The organism is Providencia sp. PROV032 (assembly GCF_028484875.1).
Classification (GTDB): domain Bacteria; phylum Pseudomonadota; class Gammaproteobacteria; order Enterobacterales; family Enterobacteriaceae; genus Providencia; species Providencia rettgeri_E.
In genome coordinates, this window is sequence record NZ_JAMPSX010000044.1 from 1 (window position 1) to 14,336 (window position 14,336).

Here is a 14,336-nt window from a genome sequence, read left to right on the forward strand (position 1 = left end):
GATAATATCACCGTCACGAAAGCCAACTACGCCATCCTGCGCCAGGGTTTTCATAACCAGATTATTGGCGCCCGAATCACCAATAGCCACTTTAGCTACCTGCAAGGTGACGCAGTGGAATGGAACGTCGCCATTAACGATCGCGATATTCTCATCTCCGACCATGTCATTGATCACATTGACTGTACCAACGGTAAAATCAACTGGGGAATCGGCATCGGGCTGGCGGGCAGTACCTACGATAACGCCTACCCGGAAGACCAGGCGGTGAAGAATTTTGTTGTTGCCAACATCACTGGCAGCAATTGCCGACAGCTGGTCCATGTTGAAAACGGTAAACACTTTATTATTCGTAACATTAAGGCAGAAAATATTACCCCGGATTTCAGCAAAAAAGCCGGTATTGATAACGCGACGGTGGCGATATATGGCTGTGATAATTTTGTCATCGATAACGTCTCGATGGTCAACAGTGCCGGAATGCTCATCGGCTACGGGGTTATCAAAGGCGATTATTTGTCCATTCCGCAAAATTTCAAACTGAATGATATTCACCTGGAAAATGCACAGAATCAGTACAAGCTGCGCGGGATCCAGATCTCGTCCGGTAACGCCACCTCATTTGTGGCCATTACCAATCTCAACTTACAGCGGGCAACGCTGGAGTTTCATAACAAGCCGCAGCATCTTTTCCTGAGAAACATCAATGTCATGCAAGAGGCGTCTGTGGGACCGGCGCTGAAACTTAACTTCGATTTACGCAAGGATGTGCGGGGACGTTTTATGGCGCGTCAGGATACCTTGCTTTCGCTGGCCAATATCAAGGCGGTAAACGAAAAAGGGCAGAGTTCCGTTGATATCGATCGTATCGACCATCAGGTTGTGAATGTGCAAAATCTCAACTTCCGTTTGCCGGCGAAGTCGTAGTGGTAAGGAGATTGTCTTACTTTGCGATGAATCCTGGTGACTTTATTGCGCTGCCAGGATTACATCTACAGCAATTATAAGACAATCGGCGTAACATATTTCGCGGCAACTCGTCCCGTGGACGCTGGCGAAAAGAAGTTGAAGGTCTATAATTTATCAATCATTTACAGGTGGAAGGCATAATGATTAATTTGAAAGCAGTTATTCCGGTAGCAGGTTTGGGGATGCATATGCTACCCGCCACCAAAGCTATTCCTAAAGAGATGCTACCTATCGTCGATAAACCAATGATTCAATACATCGTCGACGAAGTTGTTGCTGCAGGGATCAAAGAAATCGTCCTCGTGACACATTCTTCCAAAAACGCGGTCGAAAACCACTTCGACACTTCCTATGAGCTGGAAGCGTTACTTGAACAGCGTGTTAAACGTCAACTGTTGGCCGAGGTGCAGTCTATTTGTCCTCCTGGCGTGACCATTATGAACGTTCGTCAGGCACAGCCGCTGGGCCTGGGGCACTCCATCCTTTGCGCGCGTCCCATTGTTGGCGATAACCCTTTCGTGGTTGTCCTGCCGGATATCATTCTGGATTCCGCTTCTGCCGATCCGCTGCGTTACAACCTGGCGGCAATGGTTGCCCGTTTCAATGAAACCGGTCGTAGCCAGGTTCTGGCAAAACGCATGAAAGGCGATCTGTCTGAGTACTCAGTGATTCAGACCAAAGAGCCGCTGGATAGCGAAGGTAAGGTAAGCCGTATCGTCGAGTTCATCGAAAAACCGGATCAGCCGCAAACGCTGGATTCAGACCTGATGGCGGTGGGGCGCTATGTGCTTTCCGCTGAAATCTGGCCGGAGCTGGAGCGTACTGAACCAGGCGCCTGGGGACGTATTCAGTTGACCGATGCTATCGCCGAGCTGGCGAAGAAGCAGTCTGTGGATGCAATGCTGATGACCGGCGAGAGCTACGACTGTGGTAAAAAAATGGGTTACATGCAGGCGTTCGTTAACTACGGACTGCGTAATCTGAAAGAAGGTCAAAAATTCCGCGAAAGTATTAAGAAACTTTTGACCCAGTAATGTTTCAGATAAAAACTTAAAAATTAACTAATTAGAATGGCAGCTGAGAGTGGCAACCGGAAGCACATGTGCTTCAGAACATTCTCGCTGCTTTTTTTATATTTATAATGCCTGACCAACGTCTAAGAAATAAACGGAACTTTGACAGCAACTTTATTGGCTTGAGATTTTTCTTGTTTCCATATTGGTTTAAGCAGAAAATGTGTTTTTTAACATTTCGTGCCCGGTAATGATTCTCAGTTGCACTACCTGGCGCCTTTCTAATGACATCGTTGGACGTTACGCACAGCACACTGGTAGCTATTGAGCCAGGGGCGGTAGCGTGCCTTGTTTTTGAATAAATGCCCTGGCTTGAATTTTGCATGTCGGTGCCACAGTAACAACTCGCAAACGCAAAGTAGATGGAATAATCTCGTGAAAATATTGGTCACTGGTGGAGCAGGTTTTATCGGGTCTGCTGTCGTTCGTAATATCATTAATAACACTCATGATTCTGTGGTTAATGTCGATAAGTTAACCTATGCGGGCAACCTTGAATCTCTGACAGAGGTTGAAAACAGCAATCGTTATGCTTTCGAGCACGCCGATATCTGTGACGCCGAAGCTATGCAACGGATTTTTACGGAACATCAGCCAGATGCGGTCATGCATCTTGCCGCCGAAAGCCATGTGGACCGCTCTATCACCGGGCCAGCCGCGTTTATTGAGACAAACATTGTAGGAACTTACATTCTGCTTGAAGCTGCGCGCAAATATTGGGCTCAGCTTGATGAACCCCGCAAAACCGCGTTCCGCTTCCATCATATCTCAACGGACGAAGTCTACGGCGATTTGCCGCATCCTGATGAAGTTCCTGCCGGAACAGTGCTGCCGCTGTTTACCGAAAAAACGCCTTATTCTCCCAGCAGTCCCTATTCCTCATCGAAAGCGTCAAGTGACCATTTAGTACGTGCATGGCGCCGTACTTACGGCTTGCCGACCCTGGTGACGAATTGCTCAAATAACTATGGCCCATACCATTTCCCTGAAAAACTTATTCCGCTGATCATCCTTAATGCATTAGCGGGTAAGCCGTTACCGGTGTATGGCAATGGGGAGCAAATTCGCGACTGGCTATTTGTTGAAGATCATGCTCGCGCTTTATATAAGGTCGTCACTGAGGGGGGTGCGGGTGAGACTTACAATATCGGTGGCCACAATGAGCGTAAGAATATTGAAGTCGTAAATACTATTTGTACTATTCTTGACGAAATCATTACTGCGAAACCTAATAATATTAGTAGCTTTGCAGAATTAATTACTTATGTCACCGACCGTCCGGGCCATGATCTGCGTTACGCCATTGATGCGAGCAAAATAAAAGATGAACTGGGCTGGGTACCGCAGGAGACTTTTGAATCAGGTATCCGCAAAACGGTTGAATGGTATTTGACTAACCAGGACTGGTGGCAGCGTGTGATGGATGGATCATATGCTGGTGAACGCCTGGGGCTCGCAGAATAAAATCGTAAGGACGGAATGATGAAAGGTATTGTATTAGCTGGCGGTTCTGGAACTCGTCTTTATCCGATTACTCAGGGTGTGTCAAAACAGTTATTGCCTGTTTATGACAAGCCGATGGTTTTTTACCCAATATCAGTTCTAATGTTGGCAGGTATTCGTGACATTTTGATTATCACGACGCCGGAAGATATGGCATCGTTCCAGCGTTTATTGGGTGATGGTTCACAGTTCGGTATCCGTCTCACCTATGAAGTACAGCCTTCGCCGGACGGCCTGGCGCAGGCGTTTATCATCGGCGAAGAATTCATTAATAACGAGCCATGTGCGCTGGTGCTGGGCGATAACATCTATTTTGGTCAAAGCTTCGGTAAGAAACTGGAAAGTGCAGCGCAGTTAACCTCTGGTGCGATGGTATTTGGTTATCAGGTACAGGATCCGGAACGTTTTGGTGTTGTGGAATTTGATAAAAATTACACTGCGTTATCCATTGAGGAAAAACCGCTTAAACCAAAATCAAACTGGGCAGTAACTGGTCTCTATTTTTACGACAAAAATGTCGTCGAAATGGCAAAACAGGTGAAACCTTCTGCTCGCGGCGAGTTGGAGATTACTACACTGAACCAGATGTATCTGGACCGCGGTGAGCTGCAGGTGGAATTGTTGGGGCGTGGGTTTGCATGGCTCGATACGGGCACCCATGACAGCCTGGTTGAAGCATCGCAATTTATTCATACCATTGAGAAACGCCAGGGGATGAAAGTTGCTTGTCTGGAAGAGATCGCATTTCGTAAGGGCTGGCTGAGTAAAGAGCAAGTTGCCGATCAAGCGAAAAAAATGGCGAAAAATGATTATGGCCGCTATTTACGCATACTGATTAATGAATAACGCGGATAGTTTCTCGGGGATACGATGAAAATTTTATTGATAGGCAAGAATGGCCAGGTTGGTTGGGAATTACAGCGCGCATTATCCACATTGGGTACGCTGATTGCCGTCGATTATTTTGATACTGAATTGTGTGGTGATTTGACTAATCCTGACGGAATTGCACAGACGATTCGTACCGTTAAACCAGATGTGATTGTAAATGCTGCTGCTCACACTGCGGTTGATAAAGCTGAAAGCGAGCATGATCTCGCGCAGTTACTGAATGCCGATAGTGTGGCCGTCATTGCAAAAGAATCTGCAGCTCTGGGCGCATTGCTTGTACATTATTCAACAGATTATGTCTTTAATGGTGAAGGTACGCACTATCGCCAGGAAGATGAACCCACCGGGCCACTTAACGTGTACGGTGAAACCAAATTAGCGGGCGAAAAAGCAGTTGCTGAATATAACCCGCGCCATTTCATCTTCCGAACCAGTTGGGTTTATGCCTCACGCGGCGCGAATTTTGCTAAAACTATGCTGCGACTTGCTGGTGATAAGGAACAGCTCGCGATCATCAATGATCAGCACGGTGCACCAACAAGCGCTGAATTGTTGGCTGATTGCACAGCGATAGCAATCCGTAGCCAGCGCCATGATGCAACCTTATTTGGCACCTATCATCTTGTCGCCAGTGGCGAGACCACGTGGTTTGATTACGCTAATTATGTATTCGAAATTGCACGTGAAGTAGGAACGGAGCTTAAGGTAAATGCGGTCAATCCGGTTGGAACTGAGGCATATCCTACCCCAGCTAAACGACCTCATAATTCTCGATTGTCAAATCAGAAATTCCAGAAAACGTTTGATATAGTTATACCTGACTGGAAAGTTGGTGTAAAACGAGCAGTAACTGAAATACTTGGTAAATAAAAGAGAAATACTCAGATGAATATTATTAAGACAGCAATTCCGGATGTTCTCATTTTTGAGCCAAAAGTATTTGGTGATGCACGTGGTTATTTTTTTGAGAGTTTTAATCAGAAAACTTTTGATGAAGCCGTGGGGCGTAAAGTAGAATTCGTACAGGATAATCATTCTCAGTCACAGAAAGGCGTCTTACGAGGTCTGCATTATCAATTGGCTCCGAATGCACAGGGGAAACTTGTGCGTTGTACCGAAGGTGAGGTATTTGATGTTGCTGTCGATATACGCAAAAGTTCACCAACGTTTGGCCAGTGGGTTGGGGTAAATCTCAGTGCGGAAAACAAACGACAATTATGGATTCCAGAAGGTTTCGCCCATGGTTTTGTTACCTTAAGCGAAACCGCTCAGTTTCTTTATAAGGCCACTAATTTTTACGCGCCGCAATCTGAGCGTAGCATTATCTGGAATGATGCGGAAATTAATATCTCCTGGCCTGCTGTGGAAAATATTCAATTATCAGCGAAAGACCAGCAGGGTGTTAAATTATCTAACGCTGATCTTTATAAGTAAAATTAATGGCCGGTAATCGGCCATTAATTTCTTTGTCTGTAATTAATTATTTTCATTCCAAATAAAAATAGGTTTTGAGTGTCATTACTATGAGTAACATATTAAAAGCGCATGGGCAATTAATATATCAAATGACCAAGCGCGAAATTTCCAGCCGTTATCGTGGTTCTGCATTAGGTATTATTTGGCCTTTTTTAACCCCTTTGTTTATGTTGATTGTATATACTTTCGTTTTCTCTGTTGTATTTAAAGCGAAATGGGGGGGGGGTGTTGAGGAATCTAAATCACAGTTTGCGATAATTCTTTTTGCAGGAATGATTATTCATGCATTCTATTGTGAAGTATTGATGCTCTCAACGAATAGTATTGTCGGGAACTCGAATTATGTAAAAAAAGTGGTTTTCCCATTAGAAATACTAAGTTTGGTAACAACACTGTCTGCATTGTTTAACATGTTCATTAGCATGATTGTGCTATTTGTGATATCCGTAATACTCGGTGATGCAATCCATTGGACTATTATTCTAACACCGCTTATTATACTTCCAATATTTGTGCTCGCGATAGGTAGTGGTTGGATAATTTCTGCACTTGGTGTATACATCCGGGATATCAATCAATTTATGGGAATTGTTACTTCAATTCTTCTTTTTATTTCTCCAGTATTCTTCTCTGTAAAATCAGTTCCGCTTGAGTTTCAGCGACTCATTAATTTAAATCCTTTGACTTTTATTATTGAAGAATTCAGAAAGGTATTTATTTGGGGCCAGTTGCCAAACTTTACTGGTTTGCTAATCTATTTGATTGCTTCAGTTATTATTACATCACTGGCATTTTTGTTGTTTACTAAATTACGCAAAGGTTTTGCTGATGTCCTCTAATAATTATGCGATTGAATTAGACTCTGTTAGTAAATGTTTTTTCATTTATCGTAATCCTGCAGATCGGCTCAAACAATTTATCTTGCCTCGATTAGGTATAAAAAAGAAATGCTATGATGAATTCTGGGCTGTAAATGGTGTTTCACTTAATATAAAAAAAGGCGAAACAGTAGCTATTATTGGCCGAAATGGTTCGGGTAAATCAACACTACTTCAGATGATTTGTGGTACGTTGCAACCGACCTGCGGGACAATAAAAGTAAATGGCAAAATAGCAGCATTACTGGAGTTGGGCTCTGGTTTTAACCCTGAATTTACCGGCCGAGAAAACGTTTATTTAAATGCTGCTGTCTATGGTTTGACCAGAAGCGAAATAGAGCTTAAATTTAATGATATTGTGAAATTTGCCGATATTGGTGATTTCATTGATCAGCCAGTCAAAAATTATTCCAGTGGGATGTATGTCCGACTGGCTTTTGCCGTTATCGCGCATGTTGATGCAGATATTCTGGTTGTCGATGAGGCCCTTGCTGTTGGCGATGCTGTCTTCACGCAAAAATGTATGCGCTTTATCAGGAAATTCCAGGAAAATGGTACGCTAATTTTTGTAAGCCATGATATGGCTTCGGTCCAGAACCTCTGTGAGAAAGCTTTGTGGCTTAATAGAGGTAACTCGATGAAGTATGGTAAATCGAAGGATGTTGCTGAAAGTTACCTGAAATATACTCTCGAACAAATCTATGGTGAAACAGCAACCTTACAAGAGCTTAATGGCGAGACTCCGTCTGAAGAAGAAAGCGTCAGCGATGAGGCCTTTATCGATTATGGTTCTGAGACGACTGTAACGCATAACCTCGAAGCATCTAATGGCTGGAAAACCGGTGATGCAGAAATTATCCGTGTTGACATGCGCAATTTATCGCACAATTCGGAAATTCTCACTGGGGGAGAAAAGGTTAAGGTAACGCTCGAAGCAAAAACTCATATCGATCTTGATCAGCCAATATTAGGTTTTTTAGTTAAAGACAAATTAGGTCAGATTCTATTCGGCGAAAATACATTACCCCTAACTGAAGTTGATAAACGCACTTTTGCTGCTGGTGAAACATTTAAAGGTGAATTTGTGTTTACCCTGCCAATGTTGCCAAACGGCGATTATGCATTGATGTGCTCGGTCGCAAACGGAAATTTACATAACAATATCCAACATCACCATTTGCACGATGCATTAATAATTAAAGTTTTCAACAGTACTGTTCGCTGGGGTTTGGTTGGCGTCCGATTTGACAGCATTGAAATGGTGAAATCATGAATCATAGCTTGAGAGATTTTTATCACAATCGTTTACACCATGGGAAAACGACAGACAAGTGGGAACGATATATTGATGCCTACGATGCGGTTCTGGTGCCATATAGCCAAAAAGAGATCACATTAGTTGAAATCGGTATACAGAATGGCGGTTCTCTGGAGGTATGGAGTAAATTTTTCCCCAATTTTCGTAAAATTATTGGCTGTGATATCAATCCCGATTGCCACAAATTGACTTATGACAACCCTAACATCCATGTCATTGTCGGTGATGCCAATGAGGATGGTGTTGTTGAAAAAATAAAGGCAGAAACAGCTGGTAGTATCGATCTTATTATTGATGATGGATCACATGTTAGCAGCGATATTATTAAAACTTTTATCAAGTACTTTCCCCTTTTATCCGATGATGGCATTTTCATCATTGAGGATCTCCATTGCAGCTACTGGAAAGAGTTTGAAGGCGGCTTGTATGATCCGATGTCATCAATGGCATTTCTTAAAAAATTAAGTGATGCGATCAACTATGAGCATTGGGGATATCCAGGAAAGAAAGTTAATGATCTTTTCCATGAATTTGGTCAATTTCTGGATATTGATGTTACCAGCACACCTTTTGACCATATTTATAGTGTTACCTTCTTTAATTCTGTTTGTATTATTCACAAAAAGAAAACAACAAATTTAGGTAAGCGAATTATCGTCGGTGAACATCAGGATGTTATTTCTTTGGATAATGTTCTAACTGACAGTCACGCTCCGGGGCAAGGAGACAATTACTGGACAGGTATGGTTCGTTCGCCAGAGGCTGAGTATTATCCCAACCAATTGCTTATTGAAAAGTTGCAGAGTGAAATTCAGAGCTGCAAAAATGATAACTTATTATTAAAAAAAGATATTGAAAATAAAGATAAATATCTTAACGAAATAATAAACTCAAAATCCTGGAAGATGATTACTAAATTGCGTGCTGTTTTTAAGGGATCGCGGTAATGAATACGATTAAACCATTGGCTTTCTATTTACCTCAATTTCACCGTGTCAAAGAGAATGATGAATGGTGGGGACCGGGATTCACCGAATGGACAAATGTTGCAAAAGGTAAACCCAATTTTTCCGGGCATTATCAACCGCATGTCCCTGCAGATATGGGGTTTTATGATCTGCAAAATATTGAGAACATGCGCGAACAGGCTGATTTAGCTCGCCAGTATGGACTGTATGGATTCTGTTTCTACTACTATCGCTTCAAAGATGGTCGTCGTATTCTGGAAAAACCATTAAATAACTATGTCAAAAGTGACATTGATTTTCCGTTCTGCTACTGCTGGGCAAATGAGAACTGGACAAAAACATGGGATGGGCTTGATAAAGAAGTGCTTCTTGAACAAAATCATGGCGCTAGCGATGATATTGAATTTGTTAAAGAGCTACTTAGCGTATTCCAGGATTCAAGATATATTAAAGTAGATGGTAAACCGATGTTGTTGGTTTATCGTGCTGATTTACTTAAAAATCCATTAGAACTTACCCAACAGTGGCGAGAACTTGCCCGTCAGGCTGGCTTCCCAGATCTTCACCTCTGTGCGGTGCAGTTCTATGGCATTGATGATCCTACAGTTTATGGCTTTGATGTAGCTGTCGAGTTTCCACCACATAAATACATCGGCTCGGAAAACCGTCCTGATGTAAATGTACAAATTACTAATCCTAATTTTCGTGGTGGGATTGTTGATTATCGTAAAATTGTCCGCCAGGCATTAAATAAAAAGACCACAGATTATAAATGCTATCGCGGAATTATTCCTTCATGGGATAATACGGCAAGACGGCAGGATACTGGTCATATCATTATCAATTCATCTCCGGCTCTGTATCAATTTTGGTTGAAATACTTAGTTAAGTTTTCTAAAAAGTATTTGCCAGAAAATGATCAGTTTATATTCATCAATGCCTGGAATGAATGGGCCGAAGGTGCCCATCTCGAACCTGATTTAAAATACGGACGGGAATATCTGGAAGCTACTCTCAGTGCCTTAAATGAGAAAAAATTAGATCTTAGCCAGTATATTACTAATGATAATATTCTTTCATTCCTTATGGATGAGATCGGTCCAGAAGAAAAAATGCGGATCGAGAGAGCCTTTGAGTTTGCATTATTAAATGTTGATGAGCAGCAAGTAAAATTTGATGCACCTGTAGCTGCACAATCAATGCGTGTAAGGGATAGAATCAAAATTAAATATCCTCGTCTTGCATCCTTGCTTATCCCTGTTTATGCAAAACTGAGAAGAATGCTATGAAAATCATAGCAGTAATGGCACATTACGATGTCGATAATATAGTTGATCCTTATCTTGATGTTATTCTCGATAAAATCACAACAGTGGCGGAAAAGGTCATTCTTGTTTCAACCTCAGACATTGATACCGAAGTCGCAAGAAAATATCCTGGATTGCAAATCATTGTTCGTGAAAATGTTGGGTATGATTTCTGCAGCTATAAGGAAGGAATACTTTCGATAGAAGATCTTTATATCTACGATCAATTGTTGGTACTTAATGATAGCTTCTATTGTTCAAAAGATTTTGATTTGCAGGCAATTCTTAATGCAAGTGAGGCTTACGATATTTACTCACTTACTGCCAGCAGGCAGTTTGCTTATCATTTGCAAAGTTATTTTCTGGTCTTTAACAAAAAGGCATTTACGTCTTTTTGGTTCTACAATTTCTGGAATAACCTTTTTCAGTATAAGCGTAAAGAAAAGATTATATTTGACTATGAGATTGAACTGACTAACTCGGCGTTGCGAAGCGGTTTATCAACCGGATGCTATTATCTCGCACAGCATGACCAGAATCCTTGCCATCATGACTATCGACATCTTTATGATACATATGGCTTTGTGAAAACAGATGTACTACGCAATGATATTGGCGAGCTGAATTTTTCGAATCTGGATAACTCCGCAGTATTGGAAAACCACCTTTTACGAACAAAAGCCAGTTACAAAAATCGATTGTTTAAATATTCTCCTGGTAATTTTATCACTGCGGGGAATAATTTTTTTGAATACATTGGTTCCGGCGAAAAAACAACGAAGATTGCCATAATTCTTCATCTTTATTATGTTGATCTGGCTGGCGAGTTCTATGAGAGATTTTCTCTGTTACCCATTGATTTCGACTTGTTCATCACGATACCAGATGAAAAATATATTCCTTTGGTGAGAAGTTATTTTCGGGGAATTGCCAACAATATTTTTATCGCAGTTGTTGAAAACAAAGGGCGGGATGTTTTGCCCTTTATCAAGACAATGTTAGCTTATGACTTCAATCAATATGAAATGGTTCTTAAGCTTCATTCTAAAAAGAGTAAATACAGTCATCTCGGTAGCAAGTGGCGACAGGAGATTATCTGCAACCTCATCCCATCAGGCCCAATAATTTTAAAACTGTTAGACTGCTTTATGCACAATAAAATTGGCATAGCCGCTGATAAACGTGATTATCTGTCAAATGAGGAATATTGGGGTTGCAATCAACACCGAGTTTATAATGCTATGGAGTCTTTGGGCGTTTCGCCGCAAAATAAACAACTTTTTTTCGTTGGAGGGACAATGTTCTGGTTTAAGCCAGCTGCAGTCTATCCTCTTGTTAATTTGCTGGCGAGCGAAGAGTTTGAATCTGAAAGTGGTCAACAGGATGGTACTCTTGCACATGTCTTTGAAAGGACAACTTGTGTACCTGTGATGGTTCGAGGATTCAAATGCATTGATATCAAAACACTCTCTGAGATTGATATTACTAAAACTTGCAACAATAAAGTTTTAGTATTGTAATGGAGAATTATGTCCGCTATTTTTGCATACTATTTCCCACAGTTTTATGAAACTAAAGAAAACTCCATGTGGTGGGGTGCTGGTTTTACAGACTGGAAATTAGTTGAAGCCGCAAAACCTTTATTTGCGGAGCATTATCAGCCACGGGTTCCTGAACTTGGTTATTATGACCAGTCAGAGCTTAAAACGCTTTCTATGCAGGTCGACCTTGCTAAGCAATTCAATATTACTGGCTTCAACTTCTATCATTATTGGTTTGACGGTGAGCCACACCTCGCCAAACCTGCAGAGATGTTGCTTGCTGATATTGATTTGAATATAAAATTCATGTTGACTTGGGCTAATGAAAGCTGGACAAGGCAGTGGGTCGGGCAACCTAATGATTATCTCATTGAACAGAACTATTATCGTGATCTGGATTCTATAGAGAAACATTATTTTTATCTCGCTGCCTTTTTTAAAGATGACCGCTACCATAAAGTTAACAATAGGCCTGTATTCACAATATACCGGCCTGAGTTGATTCCCAATTTGAGTGATGTTATTAGTACCTTCAATAAGCTCGCAGTTGCTGATGGTTTTTCTGGTATTCATTGGCTTGCTTGTCGGAGTTATGATATATCTGGTGCCGAAGAACTATATCAATATTTCGATGGGATTATTAATTTCAACCCTCGCTATATTATTAATACACGATTAAAAAATCGTCGTACAGCTTTGGTTGAACCACTGCTAAGACGTCTGCCGGAAAAAACCCAATCATTGTTGGTTGGATTGTTCAGAAAAAAGAATGGGATTGCTAAGTTTTCTTATGTTGATTTCTTACGTGAACTTGAGAGGTCAGATAGCTTAAGCTTTTCCAAACCTGTTTATCATTCTGTTTTTCCGGACTGGGATAATACAGCACGGTATAATGATAGAGCTACACTGTTTACTGATGTATCGCCAGAAAATTACAAAAATGCGCTATCTATTGCGCAGAATAAAATTACTCAAGAACATCAGGATATTTTATTTATTAATGCCTGGAATGAGTGGTCTGAAGGCGCTTATCTTGAACCAGACCAAAAGATTGGCCTGAAACTTCTTACGGTGACATCTAGTTTCTCTGGTTTTTAAGGGTACACATAAATAGGTTAACGCAATTGAAACTGGTAGCATCTTTAGTATTATACAAACACGAGTATTCTGAAGTTGAGAAGACAATTGACGCCTTGCTGTTGGAATCTTATATTGATCAGTTGGTCATCGTTGATAACGGTAGTTTATGTAACTGGTTAGCTAACTTTCAGCATTCCAAAGTGATGGTGATTCGTACGCCTGTAAATTTAGGTTTCGGTGCTGCACATAATATTGTTTTTGAAAAATATAAAGACCTGGCGGAGTATTTTTTAATCTGTAACCCAGATATTTACTTCGAAAAAGATGAAATAAACAAAGCCTATTCATTCTGCAAAGAAAATAATGTTGATTTGTCAATTCCGCGGGTGCTTTACCCTGACGGAACAATGCAGTATGGCGCGAAACTTTTGCCATCACCATATCATCTTTTTGCTCGTCGCTTCCGCTTATTCACATCTGCCAGTGAAAGCAACAGCCAGTATGAGTTACGATTTGCCGATTATACCAAGCCTTTTTTTGCTCCTTCACTTTCAGGCTGTTGCCTGATTGTGAGTTCCAGAGCTGTATCGCAGACGGGCGGCTTTGATCCTGCATTTTTCCTGTATCTTGAAGATGTCGATTTTTCACGACGAATTTGTGAGCTTGGGCTTAATATTCTCTATTGTCCTTATTCATTCGTTTACCACGAGTCACAGCGTAAGTCATATAAAAGCTTTCGTTTTTTAATAATGCATATTCAGTCAGCCATTAAATATTTCAATAAGTGGGGCTGGATTTGCGATAAAAACCGCACGATGTTCAATAAGAAGTGCATTCGGGCTCTGCCTGACAAAAAAACAGTGCACTGAAAGCGTGTGAGGTTTTTTTAGATGAATGGTATTCCCTTGTTATTGTGCGTGTATTCGAGCCCGGATTACCCTATGCGACTGGCAGCAAACTCTTTTCAAGAGTTCAGACGGTCTATATGATAGGTTACCGCGATAAATATGATGTGAAATTCTACATTACCTTCATGACGTGTTATGCAGGTAGTATCACCCGATCCAGGAGTACATAATGTCTAAGCAACAAATCGGCGTTGTTGGTATGGCCGTGATGGGGCGCAACCTGGCGCTTAACATCGAAAGCCGTGGCTATACCGTTTCCGTTTTCAACCGCTCCCGCGATAAGACCGAAGAAGTGATTGCTGAGAACCCCGGCAAGAAGCTGGTTCCGTATTACACCGTGAAAGAGTTTGTTGAATCCTTAGAAACTCCCCGTCGCATCCTGTTAATGGTGAAAGCGGGCGCTGGCACAGATGCTGCTATTGAC

At 41.5% G+C, this 14,336-nt stretch carries 14 protein-coding genes; all 14 read left to right on the top strand.

Features of this window, described 5'->3' with window-relative positions; genetic code table 11:
- A partial coding sequence (gene wcaM, locus PSF42_RS19825; RefSeq protein WP_272680533.1) for a colanic acid biosynthesis protein WcaM occupies positions 1–927 on the top strand: 927 nt, incomplete at its 5' end.
- Between the two features lie 182 nt (positions 928–1,109).
- A complete protein-coding gene (galF, locus tag PSF42_RS19830) occupies positions 1,110–2,003 on the top strand; it encodes a GalU regulator GalF (protein WP_103278807.1) in 894 nt (297 codons plus the stop codon).
- A 414-nt stretch (positions 2,004–2,417) separates the two neighbouring features.
- Positions 2,418–3,506, top strand: coding sequence for a dTDP-glucose 4,6-dehydratase (gene rfbB / locus PSF42_RS19835; protein ID WP_072663754.1), 1,089 nt, complete (start codon positions 2,418–2,420; stop codon positions 3,504–3,506).
- A gap of 18 nt (positions 3,507–3,524) precedes the next feature.
- Positions 3,525–4,391 (top strand): glucose-1-phosphate thymidylyltransferase RfbA, encoded by an 867-nt coding sequence (gene rfbA / locus PSF42_RS19840; RefSeq protein WP_072663755.1) that lies wholly within the window; start codon positions 3,525–3,527, stop codon positions 4,389–4,391.
- Between the two features lie 24 nt (positions 4,392–4,415).
- Positions 4,416–5,306, top strand: coding sequence for a dTDP-4-dehydrorhamnose reductase (gene rfbD, locus PSF42_RS19845; RefSeq protein ID WP_072663756.1), 891 nt, complete (start codon positions 4,416–4,418; stop codon positions 5,304–5,306).
- A gap of 15 nt (positions 5,307–5,321) precedes the next feature.
- Positions 5,322–5,870, top strand: coding sequence for a dTDP-4-dehydrorhamnose 3,5-epimerase (gene rfbC / locus PSF42_RS19850; RefSeq protein WP_072663757.1), 549 nt, complete (start codon positions 5,322–5,324; stop codon positions 5,868–5,870).
- A gap of 89 nt (positions 5,871–5,959) precedes the next feature.
- Positions 5,960–6,751, top strand: coding sequence for an ABC transporter permease (locus PSF42_RS19855; RefSeq protein WP_072663758.1), 792 nt, complete (start codon positions 5,960–5,962; stop codon positions 6,749–6,751).
- The gene (locus PSF42_RS19860) at positions 6,741–8,063 is read left to right on the top strand and encodes an ABC transporter ATP-binding protein (protein ID WP_072663759.1); all 1,323 of its coding nucleotides are present in this window, start codon (positions 6,741–6,743) and stop codon (positions 8,061–8,063) included. The genes PSF42_RS19855 and PSF42_RS19860 overlap by 11 nt, the downstream gene beginning before the upstream one ends.
- Positions 8,060–9,055, top strand: coding sequence for a class I SAM-dependent methyltransferase (locus PSF42_RS19865; RefSeq protein ID WP_072663760.1), 996 nt, complete (start codon positions 8,060–8,062; stop codon positions 9,053–9,055). Before PSF42_RS19860 ends, PSF42_RS19865 begins: the two co-directional genes overlap by 4 nt.
- Positions 9,055–10,365, top strand: a complete 1,311-nt coding sequence (locus PSF42_RS19870; protein WP_072663761.1) for a glycosyltransferase WbsX family protein — start codon at positions 9,055–9,057, stop codon at positions 10,363–10,365. The genes PSF42_RS19865 and PSF42_RS19870 overlap by 1 nt, the downstream gene beginning before the upstream one ends.
- The gene (locus PSF42_RS19875) at positions 10,362–11,903 is read left to right on the top strand and encodes a rhamnan synthesis F family protein (RefSeq protein ID WP_072663762.1); all 1,542 of its coding nucleotides are present in this window, start codon (positions 10,362–10,364) and stop codon (positions 11,901–11,903) included. Before PSF42_RS19870 ends, PSF42_RS19875 begins: the two co-directional genes overlap by 4 nt.
- Before the next feature lie 9 nt (positions 11,904–11,912).
- Positions 11,913–13,022, top strand: coding sequence for a glycosyltransferase WbsX family protein (locus PSF42_RS19880; RefSeq protein ID WP_072663763.1), 1,110 nt, complete (start codon positions 11,913–11,915; stop codon positions 13,020–13,022).
- Between the two features lie 26 nt (positions 13,023–13,048).
- Positions 13,049–13,873 (top strand): glycosyltransferase family 2 protein, encoded by an 825-nt coding sequence (locus PSF42_RS19885; RefSeq protein ID WP_072663764.1) that lies wholly within the window; start codon positions 13,049–13,051, stop codon positions 13,871–13,873.
- A 208-nt stretch (positions 13,874–14,081) separates the two neighbouring features.
- Positions 14,082–14,336: NAD(P)-binding domain-containing protein (locus tag PSF42_RS19890; RefSeq protein WP_253905165.1), on the top strand; the 255-nt coding region annotated here is incomplete at its 3' end.

Bases quoted from the DNA above. Each gene is read 5' to 3' on its own strand.
- galF (WP_103278807.1), top strand. From the start codon at position 1,110: ATGATTAATTTGAAAGCAGTTATTCCGGTAGCAGGTTTGGGGATGCAT.
- rfbA (WP_072663755.1), top strand. From the start codon at position 3,525: ATGAAAGGTATTGTATTAGCTGGCGGTTCTGGAACTCGTCTTTATCCG.
- rfbD (WP_072663756.1), top strand. From the start codon at position 4,416: ATGAAAATTTTATTGATAGGCAAGAATGGCCAGGTTGGTTGGGAATTA.
- rfbC (WP_072663757.1), top strand. From the start codon at position 5,322: ATGAATATTATTAAGACAGCAATTCCGGATGTTCTCATTTTTGAGCCA.
- PSF42_RS19855 (WP_072663758.1), top strand. From the start codon at position 5,960: ATGAGTAACATATTAAAAGCGCATGGGCAATTAATATATCAAATGACC.
- PSF42_RS19860 (WP_072663759.1), top strand. From the start codon at position 6,741: ATGTCCTCTAATAATTATGCGATTGAATTAGACTCTGTTAGTAAATGT.
- PSF42_RS19865 (WP_072663760.1), top strand. From the start codon at position 8,060: ATGAATCATAGCTTGAGAGATTTTTATCACAATCGTTTACACCATGGG.
- PSF42_RS19870 (WP_072663761.1), top strand. From the start codon at position 9,055: ATGAATACGATTAAACCATTGGCTTTCTATTTACCTCAATTTCACCGT.
- PSF42_RS19875 (WP_072663762.1), top strand. From the start codon at position 10,362: ATGAAAATCATAGCAGTAATGGCACATTACGATGTCGATAATATAGTT.
- PSF42_RS19880 (WP_072663763.1), top strand. From the start codon at position 11,913: ATGTCCGCTATTTTTGCATACTATTTCCCACAGTTTTATGAAACTAAA.